The following is a 25,830-nucleotide window of genomic DNA, read 5'->3' as shown; positions in this document are numbered from 1 at the left end:
TATATTTTTTGTTTATTAGATGTTGAAATATTCAGATATTTTTTCTGCCGTAATATCTTTTTCATTAAAAAAGTTCTTGTTTTGGAGAATCTTTTCTTCAGAAAAGTCCCACCATTTAAGCTTCAACAACTTTTCAATAGTTTCTTCATCAAATCTATATTTAATGACCTTAGCTGGTACCCCACCAACTATTGCATATGGAGGAACATCTTTTGTTACAATAGATCCGGTAGCAATTACCGAACCATCACCCACCGTGACCCCATCCATAATCTTTGCATCTCTTCCGATCCAAACATCATTTCCTATTTTAATAGGAAGATTGGTTTTAAACTCTATTGGCGTTATCCAATCATTTCGCATTCGATTTTTTTTATAGAAAATCGAATGTGTTGAAACATAATTTAACGGATGTCTACCAAATCCAAGTATTGAGCCTTTACCAATTGCACTAAAATTGCCAACCACGGTCAAAACTAATTTACAATTGGAGTTTATCCTGGTATATGCTCCTATCCTAGAATTATTGAGGACTGCAAAACTTCTTATTTCAGAAGATTTTTGAAACTCACAATTTCTGGTCCAAAATGAAAAGATAGAAACCAATGGGTATTTTACTTTGCGCAAGGAAAAAAATGATTTTATGTAAGCTTTCATCGTGAAGTTTTTTTTTAAATTTTAAGCTTTTGTAGTTACATAATCTACGGCATCAATAAATCCATTTGCCATAATTTGTGGGGTTCTATTTGTATTGTAAAATAGTTTGGCATTCTTCCCCATAGCAACAAAGTCTTCTGGATTTTTAAAAATATCCATGATTATTTCTGGGAGTTCTAAAAAATCACTGAACAAAAGCCCATTCTTCCCATTTACTATATTTAACCTTTCCCCTCCAGTAATTGCATTCTCATGAGTGATAAAGGCAACTCCATAACCAAAACTCTTGAGCACTGACAAACCTGCCTGACCTGGAGAAATACATGCATACGCGGTGGAAAAAAGCTTACTCAGTTTTTCCTCTTCAAATACGGCCCCGTGCAGTTTTATGTATTGACTTAGTTTATTGGCCTTAATCCAATCTTGTATCGTTTCAAACTCTTGTCCCCCCCCTACAATGTGAAGTTCGTAAGGTTTTTTATCAAACCCATTAACAGCTTCTCTGTACGATTCCAACAACTCAAATATTTTCTTTTGTTTATACAAAGACCCTATAAATATGATTTTATCCTTGCTGGCAGTGTTTTGTTCAGAATTCAATACCTCGACAGTATTATTCATAACGAAGAGCTTTTTCTCGTTTAATCCTTTCTTAATGTACTTATCCCGTGCATAATCTGAATAGAACAGCATTGCATCACTGCGTCTCGCTAAAAAATATCGAATATTATTCATTATTGTTGGAGCATCGAATGTCGAGTTATATGAGGCGCGTACTCCAATACCCCAAAAAATCAATTTTATCTTTCTGTTTCTCTTTAGCGCTAACTTTAAAAAAGAAAGGTTGAACAAATAAAACATGCAAACTATAACGTCAAATTCATCGATTAGGTTTGTAAATTCTTTATTATAAGAAGTGAAGTTTCCAGTTTTTTTAAATGAAATAATTTTTTCTTCAAAATGCCCTCCGCTATAATCAGATTTTTTTGATGAGTGAAGTACCGTAAGGTCAATATTCGAATCTCTACCGACTATATCTAAAATTGGTATTCTATAACTTTGCAGTTTATAAGTTACAAAAAGAACTTTTTTGGCCATATTATCTAGAGTTCGTCCTATTTTTCAAGGATACCACAGAAATCTATAATCTTTTTAGTGGTATCATTTGATAGTTCTTTAAATTCATCATGTGCAACCAAATAAACAACTATATCAGCTTTTTCAAACGCAGTTCTATAATCTGTGATTTTAAAAACATTGTGGCTATCAATGTTTGGTTCCACTATAAAGTATTCATCATTATTTGCGTTTTGCAATACCTTCTGAACAATATATTTAGCTGGTGATTCCCTTAAATCATCAATATTAGGCTTGAACGCAAGCCCCATTAAAGCAACCTTTGGCTTGTATCCATGTTCCAGCTCAAACTTCAATTTTTCATTTTGTACTTTTTCAGCACACCAAAAAGATTTGTAATTGTTAATTTCCCTTGCAGTACCAATAATCTTTGATTCCATGGGATAATCAGATACAATAAAATAAGGGTCAACCGCAATACAATGCCCTCCTACTCCACAACCAGGTTGCAGAATATTAACTCTGGGGTGTTTATTGGCTAACTTGATCAATTCCCATACGTTAATATCCGCTTTATCACAAATTAGGGAAAGTTCGTTTGCAAAAGCAATCTGCACATCTCTAGATGAGTTTTCAACCAGTTTGCACATTTCAGCGGTACGCGCATTAGTTGGATGTAAACTTCCTTTTACATATTTTGAATAAAAATCGATTGCCTTTTGTGTAGATGTTTCATCTATACCCCCAATAACACGGTCATTATGCACAAGTTCGTGCATAACGTTACCAGGGAGTACTCTCTCCGGGCAGTAAGCCATGAATATCTTCCCCTTAAGTTCAGGGCGAGCGGTAAAAATGAAATGTTCCATTTTTTCCGTTGTTCCTATAGGAGAAGTAGATTCTATGATATATAAATCCCCTTCTTTTAAAAAGGGTAAAATAGCTTTGGTAGCGGCTTCAACATAAGAAATATCCGGTTCATTTTTTTCCTTAAAGGGAGTCGGTACTACAATTAGATAGGTATCTCCTTCTTTTGGTTCAAGGCTTGCATACAAAAAGCCTTCTTTTACAGCTTTAGCAACAGCTTTATCTAAATCAGGTTCTACAATGTGTACCTCACCCCTATTAATGGTCTCTACAACCCTTGGATTAACATCAACCCCATTAACTTCAGTTTTATTCCCAGCAATCAATGCCGCTGTGGGTAGGCCGATATAGCCCAAACCCATCATTGTAACTTTTTTTTGTGACACTATATTTTATTTTTCATGAATTCTACTATGCGTCCACATGCATTACCATCACCATAGGGATTATGTAATTTGCTCATGGTCTTATATTTATCTTCATCGGTAAGTAGCTTAATTGCTTCAGAAACTATCTTTTGTTTATCGGTACCTACCAATATTACTGTTCCTGCTTCAACAGCTTCAGGTCTTTCCGTAGTATCCCTCATCACTAAGACCGGTTTACCTAAACTGGGGGCTTCCTCTTGGACTCCGCCACTATCTGTAATTACAATATGGCTCTCGTTCATCAACCAAACAAATTCGGGATAAGCTAACGGGTCAATTAATTTAATATTCTCCAAATCACCCAACAATTCGTATACTGGCTTTTGCACCTTAGGATTGAGGTGAACAGGATAGACTATTTCTACATCATCAAATTTCTCCGCAATCTCTTTTAGTGCCTGACAAATATTGATGAAGCCCTGCCCGTGGTTTTCTCTTCTATGCCCAGTGACAAGGATGATTTTTTTATCTTCAGAAATCGTTTCTTTTAGCTTGGTTAATTCAGCAGAGTTGAGCGTTTTAACTCGATTTACACTTTCGTGTAAAGCATCAATAACAGTATTACCTGTAATGGTTATGGTTTCTTCTACAACTCCTTCTTTTTTTAGATTATTATTTGAGGTCTCGGTTGGTGCAAAATGATAGTCGGCAACATGCCCAGTAATTCTCCTGTTAATTTCTTCAGGGAAAGGAGCCCATTTATCAAACGTACGTAAGCCGGCTTCTACATGACATACCCTAGCCCCTGAGTAAAATGAAGCTATACTTGTCGCCATTGTAGTAGTAGTATCACCATGAACATATACAAAATCTGGTTTAAAAGATTCCAAAACGGATTGCAAACTTGTTATAATTGAAGCTGTTAAGCCATAAAGGTTTTGTCCTGGTTTCATCAAATCAAGGTCATAGTCCGGAGTGATCTCGAAAAACTCCAAAACTTGGTCCAACATTTCTCTATGTTGTGCTGTGACGCAGACTTTAGTTTCAAATTCTTTTGACTTACCAAAAGCCTTAACAAGTGGAGCCATTTTAATGGCCTCTGGTCTCGTTCCAAAAACAATAAGGTTTTTTTTCAACATTTAAATGCTCTTTCTTTTTTTATATAATAAATGATAATATAACTTGGGGAACAATACCTTAATATACCCGGTCATTATAAAGAGGGGATATCGTATAGGAAAGTGTCTTTTCATATGATACGATTGCGATGTAAAATCAAAACCGATTGGATTTTTAAGCATTTTAAATCTTTCCTTTAACGGCAGTTTGAAAAATTTCAAATAACGATCATTATGATCATTGACACACTCCCCAACAACCCCGGGCATAATCAATACTGGCAATTTCTTTTTGCCAGCTCTAAGACTATAATCATAGTCCGCCATTCCATGCACATAACCTTCTGACAGTATCCCAATGGTTTCTACCACATTTCTACTCACCCACATAATGTTTGCATTGCCCAATTGACATGGCACAGGGTTTTCTTGAGGCTTTAGCCTTTTCATTTTAGCTAAAAATCGATTTACAAATATCGAACCTCCGTAGGTAATCTTTTTGGTTTCGGTATCTACCGTTGTGCCAATATAGATACCCCCTTTTCTGTAATTAGAGGTACTATATTCATGTGTTCTTTTTATAGAATCGAATAAATGCGCATAAATATTGGTGTCATCATTCATTAATAGGTATGCATCATAATCACCTTTTATGGCCTCTTTCCAAGAATTTCGCATTCCACCAGCCCAATATAAAAATCCAGTGCCCTTTAATAAGTTGATTTCCGGAAAATTGTCTACCACAGCTTGAGAGGTTCCATCTGTAGAACCGTCGTCTGTAAGATAAATTGACATTTGCCAATTTCCTCCTGAAGTATTAAACGCTTTCTCTAGAGCCTTCAAAGCTGAAATCGTCTTTTCTTTCCGGTTGAAACATGTAAGAAGAACTGCAAATTTTTGCATAAATGGGTTAATGGTCAGTAGTTGTATAATTCATGCTAATAACGCTGCAAAAATACAGTAAAGTATCAAAGCTTGAATATATTTTTGGATGACTCTAATCAATTACAGGATAATCGGCATTATATTTTTTCACCACACCGATAAAAAAGCAAAAGAAGGCGAAAAAGTCGAACATCCCTTCGAGTATAGGTTCAACCATGAAAACCATACAAATTGAGAGTGTATACACAATCATTAAGTTATTTAAAGCGTAGGCCGATTTGTTTTTTTTAACGGCTTTTCTAACAGAAAGAAAGGCATTGGTAGTAAAAGATATTAACAAGAAGAAAGATAGAAAACCTCCTATCCTTAATACATCAAACCAAAGATTATGGGCATGGCCAAATTCATGCTCGCTCCAACCCAGAGGTTTTTCAAATAGGTTTTCCATGGACTTTGCCCATCTTTCCGTCCGGCCTCCTCCAGAGGCTATGTCCTCACCTCCTCCATCTTCCATCCGCCCGGCAAAAGCTGAAAGCCAATCCTGATCTAAATCAAAACTTACGGTATTTGCAATAAAGAAAATTATTACCGCAAAAAAAGAAAACATGAAAAAGTTTCTTTTAAAAGACTGTCTGGGCATTACATAGAATAATGATATCAACAAAGTAATGACACTAATACTCAACTGAGTTCTACTACCAATCCTAAGCACACATGCTATAGATATTATGTATATCAAAAGAAGTACTACTTTCATTACAAACGGAAGCTTCTTTATTTCTGGTATCAATAACGCAGGTATGGTCATGACAATGGTAAAATAAGCTCCCATTATTGTGGCAGGTATAATTTGCCCAGTCCAGTAATTTGGTAAATTTCGGTCAACAACGTTATATCCATTTTGAAGAATATCCATAAAGACCGATAGAATTGCAGATATGGAAAAAATACAACCGGCACATAACAAAAGTAAAACCAGAGTTGTTCGGTTTCCATGTATTTTATCCGCAAAGTATTTTCCTGTTAAATAAAGGGTGCCAGGCGCTAAGGCATAAATAATGATATACTGATTTCCGGCTTTCGGTTCAAATGAAAAAAAAGCAGCATAGACAAGTGAAAACATAAACAACAATAAAAACCCTATGTCTATGTTTTTAATTAGAAATCCTTTTTGCAAAATTAGTAGACCCGTTAATAAATAACCTATGTAAATATTTAATCCATAAGGGTTTAGCAAATACAGAAATAATAATGCCACAAAAGGTATCCCAATTTTTTTAATCTCTTTGAGCACTTCGAATTATCTTTTTGTTATTTTTTTCCATAGATTTTTAATCTTTAAAATAGATTGCCTTAAAAACAACCTTCTAATTATTTTATATGGCATCTGCTTGAAATTATAACTTACCTTTCTATCAAAGTCCTGTTTATTAAGGTTTTGTTCTGGACTATTGGTATCATATAAAAAAAGTTCGAACCCATCTACCGAGCGTAATATATTATCCTCATGCGGTTTTAAAGATTTACCAAAAGAACTTATTATTTTGTAGTTCATAAGCTTGGAAGTCAGAACGTATCGTTGACTTGTTTCAGATTTATATCCATAAAGGTCTATACACAATTCATTTTGATTGACCTCAAGGGATTCATGAAGTTTTTTGTTTTCAAAAAAAGCATCGTATACCGATAAAGAATCTTTAAGGAAGGAAAATCTATATTTTCTTTCCACACCATAGTCTAACGGTACTTGGTAAATAGTACTATCATTACCAACGTGCGTTCCAGCATCGCTAAAATTTGTTGCCAATGCTATTTTTGGATATAGAAAGTACAGGTCCTTTTCAACCAAATAAGCAATGTTATACTTAAGCCAAGATTTCGAAGACCAACTTCTTACATAAGCAGGAACGTTTATGTTATTTTCAATATCCGGATTATTGTTATACCATTGGATAAAACCACTCCATTGATCCTTTGTCCATGCTTGCCCCCAAGAAGAGGCAAACTGAAAATACCAATTATCATAACCATCTTCCAAAGCGGAAAAATTGGCACGTGTATTTACATTAAGTTGATGGTTGTACAATGAAATTCCGCCGATAACAGATTCCTTTTTTGAAAAAAGCAAAGCTTGCTCTGTAAACGAGTAAAAATTTGGGGAAACAAACAAGTCATCTTCTAAAACTATTACCGCGCCATATTCAATACTTAGTCCACCACATTTTAAAATATGCTTTCTTAGACCTAAGTTGGTCTCTTGACAAATTACCTTCTTTTCTCCATTCTCCCAATTAAACCTATTGGCGGTGTCTATAACACTTTGATTATTCTGGGCTTTGTCAATACTAATAATTAAATCAATATCCTGATGCGGATATTTTGCATCGTCTAAAGATTGTAATAATCTGGCCAAAGACCTCGGTCTATTATAGGCTACAACAACAATAGGGATATTCATCTTGTTATTCTTTAGTATTTAGATGTTCCATAAAGTCATTGATATTTCTAAAAAGTGAAGCTTTTTCTTTTATCCATTCCTTGGATTTGTCCCACCACTTGAGGTTTGCTAAGAAATCTATTTCCTCCTCCCTGAATCGTTTTTTTATGATTTTAGCAGGCACTCCACCTACAATGGCATAGGGTTCAACATCTTTATTTACCAATGCATTCGCCGCAACAATGGCTCCATCTCCAATTTTTACTCCATCCATCAGAGATACATTTGCCCCTATCCATACATCGTTTCCAATAATTATACTATAGTTATCTTTATTTGGAACGGCAAATTCTTCAAAATACTGCTTATCGGAATAAGTAAATCCTACAGGAGTTTTCAATGCAAAAAATGAGGGATGTGTAGATACAAAGGTATTTGATGGATGTTTTCCAAATATGCAAGTGACTTTTGGCCCAATAGAGCAATACCTTCCGATACTTGTTTTAGCTATTTTTGCTCCTTCTGCAATGTATGAGCCATAGCCAATTTTTGAAGCTACTATTGAGCTATTCTTACCAAAACCATTGCTGCCCTCACATACCACAGAAAAACCAATAAAGGCGTTTTTTTGATAGGTAATACCCTTTTTTCTCTTTAGATAAATCCTTCTAAAAAAAATAGCTGCTCTAGTAAGAAAAGAGCTTGAGAGCACCCATTTTTTTAATTTTCCAACCATGAATCAATTCTTTGCTATTTTGCAATTCAAAATCTATAGTCATTGCAACCTATTTGTTCACCGTCTTATTAAGAACGGCTTTTTCCCAAATGTAAGGTGAAAATTCCGACCAACATTTTTGGGCCTGGGTAAAATTGCTATTCTCTTTTGTAACAATTTTTGTAATTCTCTCTCTTAAAATATTTGGTTTTTCCACTAAGTTGGATTCAAGAAATGACTTTGAACTTATATTATCCATAAACCATTCACTAAGTTCATTTTGCATCCAATCCACAATTGGGGAACTAAACCCAATCTTTGATTTTCGCCAAGTAACTTCTTTTGGCAAATAGGGATCCAAAGCATCTCTAATAATCCTTTTTGTATAACCATTTCCCAATTTACTAGAGTATGGAAGTGAGTTGACAAAACTCACTATACGGTGATCCATGAACGGCATTCTAATTTCTACACTGTTGATCATTGCATACCTGTCGTAGTTTCTGAGTAAAGTAGGTAGTATATTCTCATGAAACATTGCATAAAGATACTGTGTAAGGTTATCCAGTTTTTTAAAATTTGGATGGTTCTGATCTCTAGAAGGTATAGTTTTTCCCATTATTTTTTTTGCTCCCTTCTTTACCATATAGTTGTAGAACAACTTATAGTTGCTTGTTCTGGTATACTGGGCTTCATCTGCATTTACACTTCCCTGGTATATCTCCAATATATCTTTGGTCCTCTTCATATTAAACCGTGCATCCCACAAACTTTCCAACGTTCCTTGTTGATAACCACTCAGTAATTCATCTGCTCCATGACCATCAAGGGTTACGGTAACTCCATTTTTTTTGACAGCTCCATAGAGCATTATCATAGGTAGTGGAGAGGTAATATATAAATCTTCAAAAAGGTAAAAATACTCTTCAAGCTTGCCCCAATGTTCTAAAGGCTCAATATCTATAAAAGTTGATTGTAGCCCTAAATGATCAGTCACCATTTTAGCATAATGAGATTCATCCAATGGCGTACCTGGAAATGAGGCAACAAATGCATGCTGCCAATCTTTGGCATAGTTATTATTGTTCTTTGACAAATGGGCCATAGCACCAATTGTTGCGCTACTATCAAGCCCACCACTCAAAGCAGTCCCGATAGAAACATCTGAACGCATTCTAAGTTTGCATGAATCCATAAACAGTTCACGAAAACGTTCAACTTGCTCCTCGTAGGTTTTGGGCACTTCCACCAGGTGATCCAATGTATTCCAATACCTATATGTAGTTAGTTTACCATCTTTTAAATTACCATTATAACCAGCTGGAAACCTTTTTATCCCCTTTATTAAACACTTATCGGTTGCTTCATAAAAGAAGATGTTCTTCTTCATCCAATTAAAATCATCCGAAACTTCCAATTTGTCAAAATATGGGAATATCGCTTTCATTTCAGAAGCGAAAATGAACTTTCCGTTTATAAAGGCATAAAACAAAGGTTTCTTCCCAAATCTATCCCGAGATAAAAACATTTGCTTTTTTTGATTGTCCCATATAGCCAATGCCCACATCCCGTTAAACTTCAACATACTTTCTTCTCCCCAATGTATATAGGATTTAAGGAGAACTTCTGTATCAGAGGTGGATCTAAAACTATGTCCTAGGTTCAACAGCTCTTTTTTGATTTCTAAAAAATTATAGATCTCGCCATTGAATACAATTGTGTAACGATTATCATCACCATGCATGGGCTGATGGCCCTTTGCAGAAATATCTAAAATTGAAAGTCTGCGATGACCAAGAGAAACAGCATCATTAATGCTTTCTATTCCATAACTGTCAGGTCCTCGATGAGTTAAGGTGTCAAGAGAATTTTTAAATGATTCGTAAGGAGTCGCGGGAACTGTTCCTAAAATACCACACATATGTAACAGACTGATTTAGGGTTAATTTTTAGTTATTTTTAAAATCCTTCAGTTTATATAAAATATGAGAGCAAATATCCATGATAAGCTAATAAGACAGAAATTAATTCGGTGATATATCATATTATGACTTTAAATATACAATCAATCACTCCCAAAACGAACTACAAATAGAAGGTAATCAAGATTATACGGGAGATTTATTTTTAAATACCCTTTCAAAAACATTTATTAAAAACAGTGATTTTAGCATCATAAAAAATGAAGACCTTGTCTTTCTAAAAACAACAGGAGTTAGAACAGAGGCAACAAATTGTGAAATAAGAGTTGCAAAGGCAGCTCCGTAAATACCATATCTTGGAATTAAAAACAGATTTAATAGGACATTCGTAACCATTCCTATACCCAAGCAAATTATATTGTATGCTTGAAGGTTTTCACTAATAAACCATTTTTGGTTAGCAACACCCAAGAAAACAAAAACACCCGCCCAAATATGTATTTTAAGTACCGAAGCGGTTTGGTCAAATGCATCTCCATAAAGCATTAGGATAGCCCAATCCCCAAATACCAAAACTGGCACTATTATTACAAAGCCAAGTATCACCATTAAATCATAAAGGTTTTGTAACCGAGATAAATAGAGCTCGTTGTTTTTGATTTTAGCATTAATTATTGCTGGAAAAAGAGAAGTACATATTATAGTGGGAATAAAGTACCAAGCTTCGCTAAGTCTTACAGCTGCTGCGTATTTTCCGACGGAAGAATTATCCAGAATTTCTTGAATCATAATTTGATCCACCTTCATATAAATAGAAATTACAATACTACTGAGTATCAGCGGCCATGAATCACTAAGCAAACTCTTTGCGGTTTCAAAAGAAAATTTCCATTTAAAAATTGAATTACCCGCCCTATAGTAAAAATAAAGTTGGCCAGCCATGAGAAAAAACACATCAAAAGCCAAGATATAGACAAAATAGATTAACGGAGCTTCCTGCCAAATACATATAAGTTTGATAACGGCAGATAAGAAAACCCCAACCAGACCTGGTATGGCTCCAAATTTGCTTTTAACTTGGCTATTAAAAAAACGGGCTATAACACCAAAACTTTGGAGAAAGGTCATAAGCCCTAGAATAACTATAATCTTATTTGTGATTGGCTCATTATCATTAAAATAAATAAATGTAAGTAGGCATATCATTATAAAAACCGACCCCATTGTTTGCAACCCAAAGGCTGTACCGAGCAAAACATTATTTTTTTCTTTGGATTTCACTAGTTCCCTAACGAGGATGTCACCTAACCCCAATGATGAGAAAGCGGCAAAAAGACCAACAAAGCTCTGTGCATAGCTGAGAATCCCAAATTTTTGCGGTCCCAAATATCGAGTAACAAGCACACCTACCGTTAGTGCCAGTAGCAAGCGAATCACTTTTTCCCCCATTAACCATGAGGTATTTCTCAAGTACTTGAGAAATCCTTTGTTGTTTTTTAGTAATCCAACCGCTTTTTTCAAAACCATTTAAGCTAGAATGAAAGAAACTTCGCCAAGAAGTATACACCAGATCCGACCTATATATGAAGTGTGCACTTTAAACTGTTTCAAGGTAGTGCGAACATAAGGCCTTAATGCCTTCTGATATTTCAATGGAATGCCTCCAACCCATATTGTTCAGCTTGGATACATCTGTTAATTTAACCATAGTTCCATCAGGCTTTTCTTCATTGAAATAAAAAGTCCCATTGAACCCTACATGCTGTTTTATCAATAGTGCAAGTTCTTTAATAGATATATCCTTCCCAGTACCAATATTTATATGTGTATTCCTAATTTCTTTAGTATTCTTGTCATAGGTGTCCTTAAAATCTCGCTTTTCCATCAAAAAAACACATGCATCTGCCATATCCTCTGACCATAGAAATTCTCTTCTCGGATTTCCAGACCCCCATATTTCAACTGTTACCTCATCATTTTTTACTGATATACCAAATTTTTCTAGAACGCCTAGAAGATGACTTTCAGATGATGAACTATTTTCATTTTCAATAGGTAATTCTTTCAAATCATTCTTTATGAATTTCCAATTGGATTCTTCCAGTGCTTTACCTAACAAGATTTTCCTTACCAAAGCAGGTAAAACATGTGATTTTTCCAAATCAAAATTGTCATTGGGACCATAAAGATTGGTAGGCATTACAGAAATAAAATTTGTGCCATATTGCAAGTTGTAACTTTCACACATTTTTATCCCTGCAATTTTTGCCATTGCATAAGGCTCATTTGTATATTCAAGTACATCTGTAAGAAGGTAGTCCTCTTTCATCGGTTGAGGGCAATTCTTAGGATAAATACAAGTGCTTCCCAAGAACATTAATTTTTTTACATTATTTCGATAAGATTGATGAATGATATTGCTTTGAATCATCAAATTCTCATAAATAAAGTCCGCCCTATAAGTATTATTTGCAACAATTCCTCCAACCTTTGCTGCGGCTAGAAATACGTATTCGGGTTTTTCGATTTCAAAAAATTCTGACACAGAAAAGGAATCCAATAAATCAAGTTCAAATCTCGACCTTACTAGTAAATTGTTGTAGCCCTTGGCGCGTAGGTTTTTTACTATTGCGCTCCCCACAAGTCCACGATGACCTGCAACAAAGATTTTTGAACTTTTGTTCATCTATTCAAAGTAATTTAAGATTTGATACCCTCCTTTTTTAAGATACTGGTCCTTTTGCATCAGTTTCAAATCACTTTGCATCATATCTTTTATTAAACCTTGTAAGTCGTATTCAGGTATCCAACCCAATTTTTTATTAGCTTTTGTAGGGTCTCCAATAAGTAAATCAACCTCTGTAGGTCTAAAATATTTTGGGTCTACCGCCAATATTTCTTTTCCAATTTCTAATTGAAATTCGGGGTTCGAACATGCTTTAACATACCCTTTTTCATTAACTCCTTCCCCTCTAAATTCTAGTTCAACTCCAACTTCAGAAAAACTCATTCTTACAAAATCACGAACTGTGGTAGTTTTTCCCGTTGCAATTACCCAATCTTCGGGCTGGTCATGTTGTAATATCATCCACATCATTCGAACATAGTCTTTGGCATGACCCCAATCACGTTGGGCATCTAGATTCCCTAGATAAAATTTATTTTGCAATCCTAGTGCTATTCTGGCCGTGGCCCTTGTTATTTTACGTGTAACAAATGTCTCTCCCCTAATGGGCGACTCATGATTAAATAAAATTCCATTACAGGCATACATCCCATATGCTTCTCTATAGTTAACTGTAATCCAATATGCATACATTTTGGCAACAGCATAAGGACTTCTAGGATAAAAAGGAGTTGTCTCCGATTGTGGCACCTCTTGCACTTTTCCGTATAATTCTGAAGTGGAAGCTTGATAAATTCGCGTCTTTTTCTCTAACCCCAATAACCTTACGGCATCAAGAATTCTTAACGTACCAATACCATCTGCATTTGCAGTATATTCAGGTATTTCAAATGAAACATGGACATGGCTCATTGCAGCCAAGTTATATATCTCATCCGGTTGGATTTCTTGAATTAATCTAATTAGATTGGTGCTATCTGTCATATCTCCATAGTGCAGAATGAAATTTCTATTTTCAATATGAGGGTCTTGATACAAGTGATCAATTCGATCTGTATTGAAAAGAGATGAACGTCGTTTTAGTCCATGAACTTCGTATCCTTTTTTTAAGAGAAATTCACTAAGATATGCACCATCTTGTCCTGTAACACCTGTAATTAATGCTCTTTTTGCCACGGTATTTTGTTTTAAGTTGCAAAGATGTGGATTAAACAGCATATAACAAGCAATATTGTATGAAATGCATTTTTTTTAGACAGAGAACGTAGTATAATTTTTTTTGATTGAAGGGTGAGGCTTTTAAAATGCAAAGAGGGGAAGATATCTTCCCCTCTTTATATATTAAATAACCAAAATGCCTATTCTAATTTTATAAATTAACTTTTAGCATTGTATAATTTTAACAAAACAATTCTACTTAAAAATTAAATAGAAATTTATTTTATTGTTATTGGATTGCCATTATCGTCAGAACTGTTTACAACTTGAACTGATTGAGATCCTCCAGACACATCTATAGCATCAACACCACTATCACCTGTTAGGCTACAATCTTTGATCATATTTGTGCTATCAAAATTTCCTTGCAAATAGCCAAACGGCCTATTTACTCCAGAATTAGTGTAAACAATATTTATATTATCCAGCGTACAGTCTATTACATTTGCTCCAAGACTTGATATAACTCCGTGAAAAATATTACTGGAATTACTAAGATTAACATTAATGGTTGAATTAGAGAAATTTACATGTCCATAGGACCCGCTATTCGCACTAAATCTTAAAGCGGATTGATGTTGACCCCAGCTATCACTAGTATTTGGAGTATAGTTAAAGGTATTCCGATCTATATCGATTGGTTGATTATTTACAGGTGCATACCTTTGTAATATTTGTATTCCGCAGTTAATGAATTGATTGTTCGTGATTTTTATATCTTTTAATTTTCCTTCATAAGTTGAAGTCCCAGAACCTAGTCTAATTCCGGCATAATTCTCAACATTTGCGTGTTCAATAACATTCTCACTAATATCAGCTCCGTCAACTTCCGAAAGTGATAGGAAATGGTAATGAGCCGAATCTGATGTGGACTTCAATGTATTTCTCTTAAAAACAATATCTTTTATCATATAACCGCTGCTAATGCTGAAAAAATCAACCATAGTACCCATTTGCTGAGCGGCAGAAAACATTGAATTCGGTATTTCTTCAAAATAGCTGTCAGTAACACTTACATTTGAAACATTAGCCTTAATTGCTCTTCTTGAACAATATCTATAATCTTCTCTTTCCAATATAAACCTACTTTCACTATTCAACTTACTACCACCAGCTTTGTTTATCATATACAAAGCTTCAGCATCATCACCTATTATGTTGGAAACTTTATTATCCTTATGAATTACTGTAAATGGATTAGCATAATCAATTTCATATACTCCATACGACCATCCCTTTGCTACACCAGCTGGAGAATTATTATAATTACCGTCTCCCTCTGCTATTATATCTTTAATAACAACATCTGAAAACTCCCCGTAGGTAAAACCTTTGCTAACAGGTCTCAAGTTTATTTGGAAAGCCTTAGCTCTTACGGTTGTGGGAGAATAATAATCATGAATATTTAAATTTCTGAAAACATAATGCTCTTGGCCGTCCAAATACATTAACCTGCCATAACTTCTTGTTCCATCAAACTCACCATTATAAATGGTTGGACTAATATTCACCCAATTAAACACAAAATCTACTGAAACTTTTACATTATTGAAATTGGCAGCACTTGTTGTTTTCACAGCGGAACCATTCATATTCCAATTAAATATTCCAGATCGTCTATAATAAGATGGTTGATTCTTGATATAAGACCCATCAGTAATACCCACAGCTAAAGAGCAATTGTTTATCATTGCATCAATTGCATTATTGTCATCTGAAGAGTCTCCAGATGTAGCTCCAAATATTTCAGGGCTTATTCTGGAACCTGCATAAACTTCGCTAAATGTTGTAGAGGGCGAGAAAGCTTGTTTAAAAGTATTCTCTATAAATGCGCCATTTAACTCAATATTTGATCCTGTTATGACACCTCCCGCTGGTTCTATTGTTTGATTGGCGGCAAAAGTACAACCACTGCAATCAAATGATTCGGAAATTATTGCTTTATGGTTAGCGTAGGCAGGATCAGATATTTCAGAAGATGATGCAGGATAATAAACTCCAACAATTTCATTGGTGTTTATTGGGTCGGTCGGATCGACAGGGGCATCTGGAATTTTGTCATCATCAGTTTCCTCGTCGGTCTCCTCATCGGTTTCTTCACCTGTGTCTTCGTCCGGGTCTTCAGAAGTTTCATCATCCGTTACATCAGATTCATCTATTTCCTCTTCCTGTTCGAGAATGGATTCATAAAAAAGGTCACTATCTTTGTTACATGACGCAAAAACCAATGTAAAAGAGGCTAGTAATAATATCAAGAGTGGGGTACTATAGGATATTTTCATAGTTAAGTGGAGATTTCGGGTTTTAAAATTAATACATGTCCAAACTTAATTCGTCTAAAAACGAAAAAATTCGATGAAATACACCAACTTTACGCAAAGACTTATATTTTGGATTTCCGAAATGTTGTTTTATCGATGAAATACGTTGAATTTTAACATTCTTTAAGAAGCCATGATGATATTACCCAGTTTTTGAATGTTTTATGCTTTGGTAATTGTCCAGCATCCAGATTCTAAAACATGATGATACTAAAAACATTGATTGATGAGTTATTAAAAGACCGCAAAGAAATCTTCACTATAATCAAATTGTTCAAGTAATAATGTATAAGTTATTTTTAAAAAGGGTATTGGACCTCATTCTTTCCATTGTCGGCTTCGCTGTTCTTTTTCCCGTGTTCGTGTTCATTTGGTTCATTCTTTTATTTGTTAATAACGGTAAGCCTTTTTTTGTACAACCCAGACCTGGTAAAAATGAAAAAGTATTTCCCATTCTCAAGTTTAAAACAATGACGGATAAGAAAGGTAGTAATGGAAAATTATTACCTGATGAATTAAGAGTAACAAAGTTTGGAACTTTTTTAAGAAAGACCTCGTTGGATGAAATTCCGCAACTGTTAAGTATTATCAAAGGGGACATGAGCCTAATTGGCCCCAGACCATTAAGGGTAAGATATCTCCCATACTATACAAAGGAGGAACAAATAAGACATACGGTAAAGCCAGGAGTGACTGGCCTTGCGCAAATTTCAGGAAGAAACTTATTGGATTGGGACAACAGACTTCAAAAAGACATTGAATATGTAAAAAACTTGTCTTTTGTGTTAGACTTGAAAATTTTATTCAAAACAGTGCTTAAAGTTTTGGCTAGTGATGATGTGGCTCTTGATTCCGAATCTGGAATGATTGATTTTGATGAGCTAAGAAAAAATAATAAACAGCATTTATCTGAAAGATGAGAAACTGGAAATTTCAGTTGCAGAGGAAAATAAATAGAAGATAAAAGGTCTGAAAGGCAGTTTACACCCCATATGGACATAAAGTAATTCCCGTGTATTGCCTTTTAAAGAGTCAATGATTTAGAAGCTAGGTCCTTCTGTTTTTGCATGGCTTTATTAAGCACCAATTTTCGTTTACCAGATGGTAATAATGGAATGTCATTTACATATTTGATTCTGATTTTTGCATCATCTCCAAAATACTCCATGTATTTATCTCTAATTCCTATTTCAGAACTGCGTTCAAAAGCTTCCGAAACTTTTAGTTTGATAACGTACACATCATTTTCCTCTTCCACAAATTGAAATTGTTCTATCCCATCAAATTGTAAAATATGGTGAATAATGTGCGAAGAAACATATTCACCCTTTGTATTGGTGAACATATCCATCTTCCTCCCTTCTATTCTAGAAAATGATAGGCTACCATAATCTTTATCTATATCCATAACACCCACGTCCCCCGTGTCGTATCTAATAAGGGGCATTGAATAATTAAAAAGATCAGTTACAACAATTCTCCCTGGCTCTCCTGGGGTTGTTGGCTTGTCAGTATTCAAATCAAGTATTTCTATATGATAGCTGGCCCAGTTAATTTCAAAACTTCTTGTAGAATTTCGAGATCTTTGTTGTGCAAGTATTCCATTTTCACTGTTAGAATACCGAGACAATAATTCTGCCCCAAAGTATTTATAGACTTTTGTTTTTACTTCTTCTCCCATAGCTTCTGCAATTGCTATGGCAGAGTTGATTTTGCAATCCAAAGGTTTCGCATGATTTTTATCCAAATAATTACATATAGTATCCAGCGCGGAAGTATATGCCAAAAGACTTTTAGTGGAGCCATCATGTTCCAATTTTTTTATTAACTGGGCAATATTGTCATCACTTAAATCATCCACGGAATGCATGGAAATATTTTGAATCGAGGATAAATACTTATTCTTTTTATATTGCTTATCCCATAACCTTAGGTAATATATTCTTGACCCCAGTTCAAAACCAGCTCGTTCTGCAAAAAAGATAGTATCCGCAGTATTTCTTTGTCTTTTGTTTTTATCATGCAGAATATTAAAGGGTTTTCCTGTTGATCCACTAGTTGTAACTCTATGAGTATGTCTATGAGCGTATTCTTGACTTTTAAATTGTTCAAATTTCTCCCTAACCGTTTGTTTGTCGATTACTGGAAACATATCTAGTCTAGGTTCAGCATCGGTAATATCGAAATAGTGTGGAACTGTATTTATTGCATGCTTTAAAAGTTGTGAGAGACTGGCCTCAGTAATTTCTCGCGATTTTCGTGAGTCGGGGTTGTTCTGAATCTGTCGTATTTCACGATAATGTTTCCTAACTCCTCCTCCCTTTAAGGCATCTAAAATCCAAAATACCGCTTTGCGAGCTTGTTCCAATACTTTTAGCATAATACCACTTATATATCTATTGAGCTTCTGGTTAGTGTTTTAACAATTTATCCATTCTATTCGTCTACTTGTGAACTTACATAAACGATTTGATTTCTTAGACTATCAATAACATAGGTGAAGCGTCTAACGTCCTTTCCGGGAATATCCAAATACCTCCCGTAATTTTTTTCGTTCGTCACACAATAAATCAGAGGGTCGTCCTTCAATGAATCATAATTTAGTTTTCTGTACTCTGAAGTATCTTTTGGCATTAAATCTCCAAAATACATTGAAAACAAAGTAACTCTTATAAAACTATGCTCGCTATTATTTATAACCCGTATTCGGGTATTCTTACATCCTTGGGTTGTAACATTTTCAAAATCTGAAAAAGGATTCTGGAATACGAACAAAAACAAGCAAAATCCACAGATTCTAATGAAACCCATTTAATTTATTTAACAGCAGCAAAGTTTGATTTAAAAATACCATTAAAGCAATCCATTCAATTTTTAAATCTGTTAAAGTCCAAAAAAATCTATGAACTACATTTCATTGTTAAAAAGGAAGGAACAAACCAGTTATGAGCTCTGAAAATCTTAGTTTTAAACAAAAATAAATCACACTTTTTACGGATGAGATTATCATTATTTCTTTTCCTCCTTTTTGCAGGCATTCAATGTTACTCCCAATTCAATGTAATTGGCAAAGTGATGGAATATAATGAAGATAAAACTAACAAAGCTCTTCCAAATGCCAACGTATACTGGTTATCAAGTACAATGGGAACAACAACAGATTCTCTTGGAAATTTTACGATTCCATATAACAGTGAGTCCAAAAGACTAATCATCAGTTCTGTTGGATTTAGATCGGATACCATATTGGTTAACAGGCCAAATTTGGGGAATATTGCTTTACATTCTATTGTAGCATTGGAGGAGGTTGTTGTTGAAAAACAGGTGGCTCCTCTTCAAAAATCACTTTTTAAAGTCCAAAATGTTGTATCAGTAGATAGCAGAGAAATGCTAAAGGCAGCTTGTTGCAACCTTTCGGAAAGTTTTGAAACCAATCCTTCGGTCGACGTCAACATCTCTGATGCCGTGCTTGGGGCAAAGCAGATACAAATGTTGGGGCTTAACAGCCCTTACCTAATGTTCACACAAGAAAACATGCCATCCATTAGGGGAGCCTCGCAAATTTTCGGACTCTCTTTTATTCCAGGATCTTGGATTGAAGGCATCCAAATCACCAAAGGAGCCGGTAGCGTCCTTAACGGATTTGAAAGTATATCGGGGCATATCAATAGTGAACTTGTAAAGCCTATTACCGACAAGCGATTTTTCCTGAACTTATACGCCAACAACTATGAAAGATATGAGTTTAACACCAGGCTTAACCATAATATTACAGATAAACTGGGAGTGGGGTTATATGTACACGCTAATCTCAGAAACGGTTATATAGATAATAATGCTGATGGTTTTTTGGATACTCCTCTATCCGATCAGGTAAACGTAATGAACCGATGGCAATACATCAACCCTGAAAATGGATGGGTGGGTTATGCAAATATTCAATACCTGGTGGATAATAAAGAAATTGGACAACTTGATTTTAATCCGGAAACAGATAAACTAACCACTAACGCCTGGGGAAGTGAAATAAACACCAACAGATTGGATCTATCTACCAAACTGGGTTATGTATTTCCAGACCTACCATATCAAAGTTTCGGTTTTCAAACAGCTTATAGCAACCATGAACAGAATTCTTTTTATGGTCTAAACCAGTATGATATCGATCATAGTTCTTTCTATTCCAATTTAATTTTTAACAGTATTATTGGTAGCACACAACATAAATTTAAAACAGGGCTTAGTTTAACGCATGATGCTTTCTATGAATCGGTCAATTCAATCGCCTTTAATAGAACGGATAATTCAATCGGAGCCTTTTTCGAGTATACCTATGATAATCTAGAAAACTTAAGTTTTGTGGCTGGTCTGAGAGTTGACAACCATAATAATTTGGGGAATTTCTTTACCCCTCGTTTTCATTTAAGATATTCATTATGGGACAAAGCCAGTTTTAGAGCATCCTTCGGCAGGGGCAAAAGAGGAGCTAACATATTTGCTGAAAATCAGCAACTTTTTGCATCTTCGCGACAAATAACAATTGACGGAACAGGAGGAAATTATTATGGTCTTGAACCAGAAAAAGCATGGAATTATGGTTTAAGTTTCATTCAGAAGCTTTATTTATGGAACCGTGTATTGGATTTTTCTATAGATTTTTATAGAACCGATTTTATAGATCAAGTTGTTGTGGATTGGGAAAATCCAAGGGAAATTTCGTATTATAATCTAGAAGGAAACAGTTACTCTAACAGTCTTCAAATTGATTTAAATTATGAATTGCTCCAAGACTTTCACCTACGGGCCACTTACAAATACTTTGATGTGACCACCGACTATACTAATGGTGCCCTCGAGAAACCATTACAACCTTCTTATCGCTTTTTTGTAAACTTAAATTATGAGACCTTAAAAAAGAATGATAGCCAATGGCGTTTCGACTTTACATCCAATTGGTTGGGAGAACAGAGGCTTCCAAACACCAGCGACAACCCTATCGAATTTCAACTTCCCTCCTATTCACCTTCTTATGTACTAATCAATGCACAGATAACCAAAGTGTTCTCCAATAAGTTTGAGGTTTATATAGGAGGAGAAAATATGAATAACTTTATTCAAGATATGCCAATTTTATCAAGCGAAAATCCATTTAGTACTTCTTTTGACAGCACCTTATTATTTGCACCTGTTTTGGGAAAAGCATATTATGCAGGGTTTAGATATAAAATTTAATTTTACGATATGAAAAAAATAATAGCAGTATTTTTTATAATAGCAGGAATAACTCTTGGTTTCGGCCAAGATAAAAATAAGTCTGTTTCTTTTGAAGTAAAAGGGAACTGTTGGATGTGCAAAAACCGGATTGAAAAGACCGCCATTAAAATGCAGGGTGTGAAATTTGCATCATGGAATGCCGACACCAAAGTTTTCAAGGCCATTATTGATGAGCGAAAGTGCACGATCTCATCTGTTCAAAAAAAAATAGCTGAAGTTGGCCATGATACTGGTGATTTTAAATCAACAGATGAAGTATATAATAATTTACCCGCCTGCTGCCAATACAGGAATCCCGAAAGTTCTAACATGGATCACGGAAAGCACTAAATTCCATTTCAACATCAACCAATTAGCAGAGTTGTTAAATTCTTAGAGTTTAATTACCCTTTTGGCAACTAACAATTCTCCATTGCCATTGGTTACTCTAATTACATAAAAACCGGAAGATAGCCCGTAAAGGTTCTTTATTATCAGAGTATCGGTATTTTGGAAAGCTTCTTCACGTATTTTCATTCCCATCATGTTAAAGACCTCAATAACACAATCTGTACGCTTGCTCAAGTTTATTGTTATTTTTTCTGTAAACGGATTAGGGTGAGCTGCAATAATCACAGTTTTTTGATCATTGACCGTTGAATTGGTCTCTTCCCATACAATAGGCTTGAACAAGTCTTCGGAATAAGGATATGGTTTAACAAACCTTACGGGGCCAGATTTACTTGTACCTGCATTTTGGGTATCAATTATTGCTTGAAAGGAAGATCCAGGAGCAGCCTCGAAGCCAGGGGTCAAATTAATTTCATTTACCGACTCAAACCTACTAACGGTTCCTGCAGGCACCAAAAAGTTATTACCCGCTTCAATATTGAATTGATAGTAGAAAACCTCTTCAGAGTTATAGGTGTTGCTAACTATATAATTGTCCAATTCTGCCAATCCATTTTCAGCATAAAAAACACCCAATGATCTTGTATCGGTAATATCGTTAGGATCTACCAAAGGTAAAGTCGTTCCGTCAAAAACATAAGTTCCATCATAACGCAACATGGAGGTAGTAATATAAGCAGAGTTTTGATGAATTTCTTCCCAATCATCCCATACCTTGTCCACATGGGAATGGTGAAAGAAAAATACTGGGTCTCTAGGAGACAATGGAGTGGGCATCGCACCGCCCGTCCAAACGTGAGCTCCTCTATGCACTGCCTGTCTTTCCAATCTGTTCGAAAAAGTAAAGAAGTCAGCTTCTGCCAATAAATTTACTATATCAGCAGGTACTGGCATTGGACCATTACTGCCCAAGTTGCGTCCCAAAGACCAATTGGCGTCAAAAGTACCCAATAAGTCATCATCCCATAAAGGTCCAGTTGTTGACTGATCTACAGCGGAATTCCAATATGCCAAACTTATTTCGGGATTGATATCTTGAACTGCCTGTTCCATTTCAAACATCATTCTTCTGTGCCAGGGCAAGAATATTTCCCTTTCCGGTTCACCAGGAAGATTAAAATGCAAATCCAATTGTGTAGGATCCACATCGTTATCGAAATTGAAAAAATCTCCATGGAATGTAGCCAAATCGTTAAACAAATCAGGGCCATTACGCAATAAATAAAATGCATTTACCAATTCTGCCTTTTCATAATCCGTCATTTCCAAAAAGTTCTTTCGAATACTTTGAGCTGTGGAAATTTGCGCAAATAATAAGGCTAATGCGAAACTAATTATAAGGTAATTTTTTTTCATAAGACAGAAAGTTTCTGCACGTATTTTCAGTTTGAATATTGTTTAGAGAAACATACTATAGTTCTCGGTAACAACCTAGTTTTTTGCCTCTTCATTCTTGCCCTGATTTTCTAGGGCATCTAATCTGGCCAAAATACTTTTTATTTTTGCATTTTCCTCCTTCATTTTTTTCATCTCGGCTTCTTGGGCCAATAAATAAAGCGTTAGCTCTTCTATTTTTTGCAATAATTTGGCATCCATTACTCCCAAATCAATTCCATTTTCTTTCACTTTTTCAGCACTTGGGATGTTTGGTAAATGTCCATTTTCCTTGATATACCTTCTTACTTCATCCAATTTCATCAAATCAAAATCCTTTAAGAAGACAAAATCTGGCCAGTTACCTTGCAATTCAACTTTTACTCCTTCCGCTATAACATTACCTGCGACAGCCAATCTATATCCTTGAGTATCCGTAGTCCCGATCCCAACGTTCTGATCGGCAAACAAATCCCTTACCGTCCAATCCACAGTGTTTAGATTAGCATTTTCCGAAGTATAGTCAACTATTCCTGCTCCTGTGAGGGTAGTTATATTTTCTGTATTACTAACTGTAGAAGTGTTGCCTGCGGCATCCTCCGCAAAGACCGTAAAATCATAACTCGTATCAGCCACAAGACCTGTAACATTAAATGAAGTTGTTGTTCCCGTATTGGCGATGCTGACACCATCTTGGAAGACTTCATAATTGGTAACACCAACATTGTCAGTAGCAGCGGACCAAGACAAGCTTGTTCCTACAGAAGTAGTACCTGAAGCAGTCAAGTCAACAATAGCAGTTGGGGCTTCCGTATCAGGACCTGCAAGCGTATTCACGGTTTCGGTGTTGCTTACCGTAGAAGTATTTCCTTGGGCATCTTCTGCAAAAACAGTAAAATCATAGCTCGTATCTGCCACAAGACCCGTAACATTAAATGTGGTCGTGGTTCCCGTATTGGCAATGCTGACACCATCTTGGAAGACCTCATAATTGGTGACACCTACATTGTCGGTCGACGCTGACCAAGATAGATCTGTAGTGGTTTCCGTTGTATTTGATGAAGCCAGGTCTGTTATTGCGCTGGGAGCCTGGCTATCGGCAAGAGTGTTTACCGCCTCAGTATTGCTCACTGTGGAAGTATTGCCTGCGGCATCCTCCGCAAAGACCGTAAAGTTGTAGCCGGTACTCGGAGCAAGGCCAGTTACATTAAAATTAGTGGTTGTTCCCGTATTGGCAATGCTGACACCATCTTGGAAGACCTCATAATTGGTGACACCTACATTGTCAGTGGATGCACTCCAACTAAGATCGGTTGTTGTATCCGTCGTATTTGAAGAAGACAAGTCGGAAACCGCACTTGGGGCTTCCGTATCAGGACCTGCAAGCGTATTCACGGTTTCGGTGTTGCTTACCGTAGAAGTATTTCCTTGGGCATCTTCTGCAAAAACAGTAAAATCATAGCTCGTATCTGCCACAAGACCCGTAACATTAAATGTGGTCGTGGTTCCCGTATTGGCAATGCTGACACCATCTTGGAAGACCTCATAATTGGTGACACCTACATTGTCGGTCGACGCTGACCAAGATAGATCTGTAGTGGTTTCCGTTGTATTTGATGAAGCCAGGTCTGTTATTGCGCTGGGAGCCTGGCTATCGGCAAGAGTGTTTACCGCCTCAGTATTGCTCACTGTGGAAGTATTGCCTGCGGCATCCTCCGCAAAGACCGTAAAGTTGTAGCCGGTACTCGGAGCAAGGCCAGTTACATTAAAATTAGTGGTTGTTCCCGTATTGGCAATGCTGACACCATCTTGGAAGACCTCATAATTGGTGACACCTACATTGTCAGTGGATGCACTCCATGATAAATCGGTGCTTGAATCCGTCGTATTTGAAGAAGACAAATCGGAAACCGCACTTGGGGCCTCTGTGTCGCTTCCGTCGGCCATTATGGAGACACTATCTATAATCACTGTATTACCTGCAATAAACCTCAATTGATAGGGGCTGGTGTACACCCTTATCAATGGATTTGCATTGGTAGCAGTAACATTAAAAACGTACTCTACCCAGTTCGCACTAGCAATCGTAGTTGTTGAAAAACCATTAAAACCGGTCCAATTGGCAAAGGCTGGGTTGTTTCCGTTAGAAACCTGAGGTCCCTGTTTTGCCCAAATACGGATCGTGTAATCCACCCCCACGGTAGCGCTAAAAGTGTATTCCAAAGTTCTTCCATTGTTAGCAGTAGACTCTACTCTTATACCAAAGTTACCAGATTGTGCTTCTGTGTTGTCTGAACTAATAACTCCCAAACCTGTCCAGCCTGTTGTACTATCAGATTCGTTTTCAATAGAAGCTGCATTTGACTGGGTATGTAAATTTTGAGATGATACTATAAAAGTTCCAAAAAGAAATGAAGATAGAAGTAGTTTTTTGACCATCGGTACGAGGTTTATAAGGTTGATGAACGGGAGATTATTACAAAGGTATATTACAGGTATAACAATCGATTATTTTGACATAAAATATCGATGAAACGCAAAAAAAAACTGCAACTGAAACTTTAGTCTTTACCGAATGAAA

19 protein-coding genes and 1 pseudogene are annotated in these 25,830 nt (G+C 35.8%); 3 read left to right on the top strand and 17 right to left on the bottom strand.

Annotated features, from left to right (window positions below):
- Positions 1 to 15 precede the first annotated feature (15 nt).
- From ACOKFG_RS10245 to ACOKFG_RS10185, 13 genes and pseudogenes are all read right to left on the bottom strand, one after another.
- Positions 16 to 363: a CatB-related O-acetyltransferase gene (locus ACOKFG_RS10245; RefSeq protein WP_299485003.1), complete on the bottom strand. Its 348-nt coding sequence runs from the start codon at positions 361 to 363 to the stop codon at positions 16 to 18.
- Positions 364 to 678: 315 nt separating this feature from the next.
- The gene (locus tag ACOKFG_RS10240) at positions 679 to 1,755 is read right to left on the bottom strand and encodes a glycosyltransferase (protein WP_298789311.1); all 1,077 of its coding nucleotides are present in this window, start codon (positions 1,753 to 1,755) and stop codon (positions 679 to 681) included.
- Between the two features lie 17 nt (positions 1,756 to 1,772).
- Entirely contained in the window at positions 1,773 to 2,987 is a 1,215-nt protein-coding gene (gene wecC / locus ACOKFG_RS10235) for a UDP-N-acetyl-D-mannosamine dehydrogenase (protein WP_298789310.1), read from the bottom strand.
- Entirely contained in the window at positions 2,987 to 4,105 is a 1,119-nt protein-coding gene (gene wecB, locus ACOKFG_RS10230; protein WP_298791615.1) for a non-hydrolyzing UDP-N-acetylglucosamine 2-epimerase, read from the bottom strand. Before wecB ends, wecC begins: the two co-directional genes overlap by 1 nt.
- Positions 4,106 to 4,108: 3 nt before the next feature.
- Positions 4,109 to 4,990 (bottom strand): hypothetical protein, encoded by an 882-nt coding sequence (locus ACOKFG_RS10225; RefSeq protein WP_298789309.1) that lies wholly within the window; start codon positions 4,988 to 4,990, stop codon positions 4,109 to 4,111.
- A gap of 94 nt (positions 4,991 to 5,084) precedes the next feature.
- The gene (locus ACOKFG_RS10220; protein ID WP_298789308.1) at positions 5,085 to 6,095 is read right to left on the bottom strand and encodes an O-antigen ligase family protein; all 1,011 of its coding nucleotides are present in this window, start codon (positions 6,093 to 6,095) and stop codon (positions 5,085 to 5,087) included.
- 177 nt (positions 6,096 to 6,272) lie between these two features.
- The gene (locus ACOKFG_RS10215) at positions 6,273 to 7,430 is read right to left on the bottom strand and encodes a hypothetical protein (protein WP_298789307.1); all 1,158 of its coding nucleotides are present in this window, start codon (positions 7,428 to 7,430) and stop codon (positions 6,273 to 6,275) included.
- Between the two features lie 4 nt (positions 7,431 to 7,434).
- Positions 7,435 to 7,722, bottom strand: a pseudogene (locus ACOKFG_RS10210) (CatB-related O-acetyltransferase); the annotation flags it as partial.
- 472 nt (positions 7,723 to 8,194) lie between these two features.
- Entirely contained in the window at positions 8,195 to 10,045 is a 1,851-nt protein-coding gene (gene asnB, locus ACOKFG_RS10205; protein ID WP_422861178.1) for an asparagine synthase (glutamine-hydrolyzing), read from the bottom strand.
- Positions 10,046 to 10,232: 187 nt separating this feature from the next.
- Entirely contained in the window at positions 10,233 to 11,573 is a 1,341-nt protein-coding gene (locus ACOKFG_RS10200) for a flippase (RefSeq protein ID WP_298789305.1), read from the bottom strand.
- Between the two features lie 70 nt (positions 11,574 to 11,643).
- A complete protein-coding gene (locus ACOKFG_RS10195) occupies positions 11,644 to 12,732 on the bottom strand; it encodes a GDP-L-fucose synthase family protein (RefSeq protein WP_298789304.1) in 1,089 nt (362 codons plus the stop codon).
- Entirely contained in the window at positions 12,733 to 13,890 is a 1,158-nt protein-coding gene (gene gmd / locus ACOKFG_RS10190) for a GDP-mannose 4,6-dehydratase (RefSeq protein ID WP_298789303.1), read from the bottom strand.
- Between the two features lie 218 nt (positions 13,891 to 14,108).
- Complete coding sequence (locus ACOKFG_RS10185) at positions 14,109 to 16,172, bottom strand: hypothetical protein (RefSeq protein ID WP_298789302.1); 2,064 nt, start codon at positions 16,170 to 16,172, stop codon at positions 14,109 to 14,111.
- 323 nt (positions 16,173 to 16,495) lie between these two features.
- Here ACOKFG_RS10185 and ACOKFG_RS10180 point away from each other — a divergent pair, with 323 nt between their 5' ends.
- Positions 16,496 to 17,131, top strand: coding sequence for a sugar transferase (locus tag ACOKFG_RS10180; RefSeq protein ID WP_298789301.1), 636 nt, complete (start codon positions 16,496 to 16,498; stop codon positions 17,129 to 17,131).
- Between the two features lie 104 nt (positions 17,132 to 17,235).
- On the opposite strand, the gene ACOKFG_RS10175 is transcribed toward ACOKFG_RS10180, so the two are convergent.
- Both ACOKFG_RS10175 and ACOKFG_RS10170 read right to left on the bottom strand, forming a co-directional pair.
- Positions 17,236 to 18,591, bottom strand: a complete 1,356-nt coding sequence (locus ACOKFG_RS10175) for a CoF synthetase (protein ID WP_299484992.1) — start codon at positions 18,589 to 18,591, stop codon at positions 17,236 to 17,238.
- A 56-nt stretch (positions 18,592 to 18,647) separates the two neighbouring features.
- Positions 18,648 to 19,022: a hypothetical protein gene (locus ACOKFG_RS10170; protein WP_298789299.1), complete on the bottom strand. Its 375-nt coding sequence runs from the start codon at positions 19,020 to 19,022 to the stop codon at positions 18,648 to 18,650.
- 186 nt (positions 19,023 to 19,208) lie between these two features.
- Here ACOKFG_RS10170 and ACOKFG_RS10165 point away from each other — a divergent pair, with 186 nt between their 5' ends.
- Positions 19,209 to 21,443: a TonB-dependent receptor gene (locus tag ACOKFG_RS10165; protein WP_298789298.1), complete on the top strand. Its 2,235-nt coding sequence runs from the start codon at positions 19,209 to 19,211 to the stop codon at positions 21,441 to 21,443.
- Positions 21,444 to 21,452: 9 nt separating this feature from the next.
- Positions 21,453 to 21,815, top strand: coding sequence for a metal transporter (locus ACOKFG_RS10160; RefSeq protein WP_299484990.1), 363 nt, complete (start codon positions 21,453 to 21,455; stop codon positions 21,813 to 21,815).
- Between the two features lie 42 nt (positions 21,816 to 21,857).
- Here ACOKFG_RS10160 and ACOKFG_RS10155 read toward each other — a convergent pair whose 3' ends face one another.
- Both ACOKFG_RS10155 and ACOKFG_RS10150 read right to left on the bottom strand, forming a co-directional pair.
- A complete protein-coding gene (locus ACOKFG_RS10155) occupies positions 21,858 to 23,231 on the bottom strand; it encodes a tyrosinase family protein (RefSeq protein WP_422861177.1) in 1,374 nt (457 codons plus the stop codon).
- Between the two features lie 75 nt (positions 23,232 to 23,306).
- Positions 23,307 to 25,688, bottom strand: coding sequence for a fibronectin type III domain-containing protein (locus ACOKFG_RS10150; protein WP_299484986.1), 2,382 nt, complete (start codon positions 25,686 to 25,688; stop codon positions 23,307 to 23,309).
- Positions 25,689 to 25,830: the final 142 nt, after the last annotated feature.

Origin of the sequence: Flagellimonas rhodophyticola (genome assembly GCF_049332665.1) — a bacterium.
Classification (GTDB): Bacteria; Bacteroidota; Bacteroidia; order Flavobacteriales; family Flavobacteriaceae; genus Flagellimonas.
Note: the sequence above shows the minus strand (reverse complement) of the source record. Positions and strands in the feature narration are given on the sequence as shown.

What these genes read in the sequence shown, in the direction of transcription:
- ACOKFG_RS10245 (WP_299485003.1), bottom strand. Translation starts at nt 363, where the DNA reads ATGCGAAATGATTGGATAACGCCAATAGAGTTTAAAACCAATCTTCCT.
- ACOKFG_RS10240 (WP_298789311.1), bottom strand. Translation starts at nt 1,755, where the DNA reads ATGGCCAAAAAAGTTCTTTTTGTAACTTATAAACTGCAAAGTTATAGA.
- ACOKFG_RS10225 (WP_298789309.1), bottom strand. Translation starts at nt 4,990, where the DNA reads ATGCAAAAATTTGCAGTTCTTCTTACATGTTTCAACCGGAAAGAAAAG.
- ACOKFG_RS10220 (WP_298789308.1), bottom strand. Translation starts at nt 6,095, where the DNA reads ATGTTTTCACTTGTCTATGCTGCTTTTTTTTCATTTGAACCGAAAGCC.
- ACOKFG_RS10215 (WP_298789307.1), bottom strand. Translation starts at nt 7,430, where the DNA reads ATGAATATCCCTATTGTTGTTGTAGCCTATAATAGACCGAGGTCTTTG.
- asnB (WP_422861178.1), bottom strand. Translation starts at nt 10,045, where the DNA reads ATGTGTGGTATTTTAGGAACAGTTCCCGCGACTCCTTACGAATCATTT.
- ACOKFG_RS10200 (WP_298789305.1), bottom strand. Translation starts at nt 11,573, where the DNA reads ATGGTTTTGAAAAAAGCGGTTGGATTACTAAAAAACAACAAAGGATTT.
- ACOKFG_RS10195 (WP_298789304.1), bottom strand. Translation starts at nt 12,732, where the DNA reads ATGAACAAAAGTTCAAAAATCTTTGTTGCAGGTCATCGTGGACTTGTG.
- gmd (WP_298789303.1), bottom strand. Translation starts at nt 13,890, where the DNA reads ATGCTGTTTAATCCACATCTTTGCAACTTAAAACAAAATACCGTGGCA.
- ACOKFG_RS10185 (WP_298789302.1), bottom strand. Translation starts at nt 16,172, where the DNA reads ATGAAAATATCCTATAGTACCCCACTCTTGATATTATTACTAGCCTCT.
- ACOKFG_RS10180 (WP_298789301.1), top strand. Translation starts at nt 16,496, where the DNA reads ATGTATAAGTTATTTTTAAAAAGGGTATTGGACCTCATTCTTTCCATT.
- ACOKFG_RS10175 (WP_299484992.1), bottom strand. Translation starts at nt 18,591, where the DNA reads ATGCTAAAAGTATTGGAACAAGCTCGCAAAGCGGTATTTTGGATTTTA.
- ACOKFG_RS10170 (WP_298789299.1), bottom strand. Translation starts at nt 19,022, where the DNA reads ATGGGTTTCATTAGAATCTGTGGATTTTGCTTGTTTTTGTTCGTATTC.
- ACOKFG_RS10165 (WP_298789298.1), top strand. Translation starts at nt 19,209, where the DNA reads ATGAGATTATCATTATTTCTTTTCCTCCTTTTTGCAGGCATTCAATGT.
- ACOKFG_RS10160 (WP_299484990.1), top strand. Translation starts at nt 21,453, where the DNA reads ATGAAAAAAATAATAGCAGTATTTTTTATAATAGCAGGAATAACTCTT.
- ACOKFG_RS10155 (WP_422861177.1), bottom strand. Translation starts at nt 23,231, where the DNA reads ATGAAAAAAAATTACCTTATAATTAGTTTCGCATTAGCCTTATTATTT.
- ACOKFG_RS10150 (WP_299484986.1), bottom strand. Translation starts at nt 25,688, where the DNA reads ATGGTCAAAAAACTACTTCTATCTTCATTTCTTTTTGGAACTTTTATA.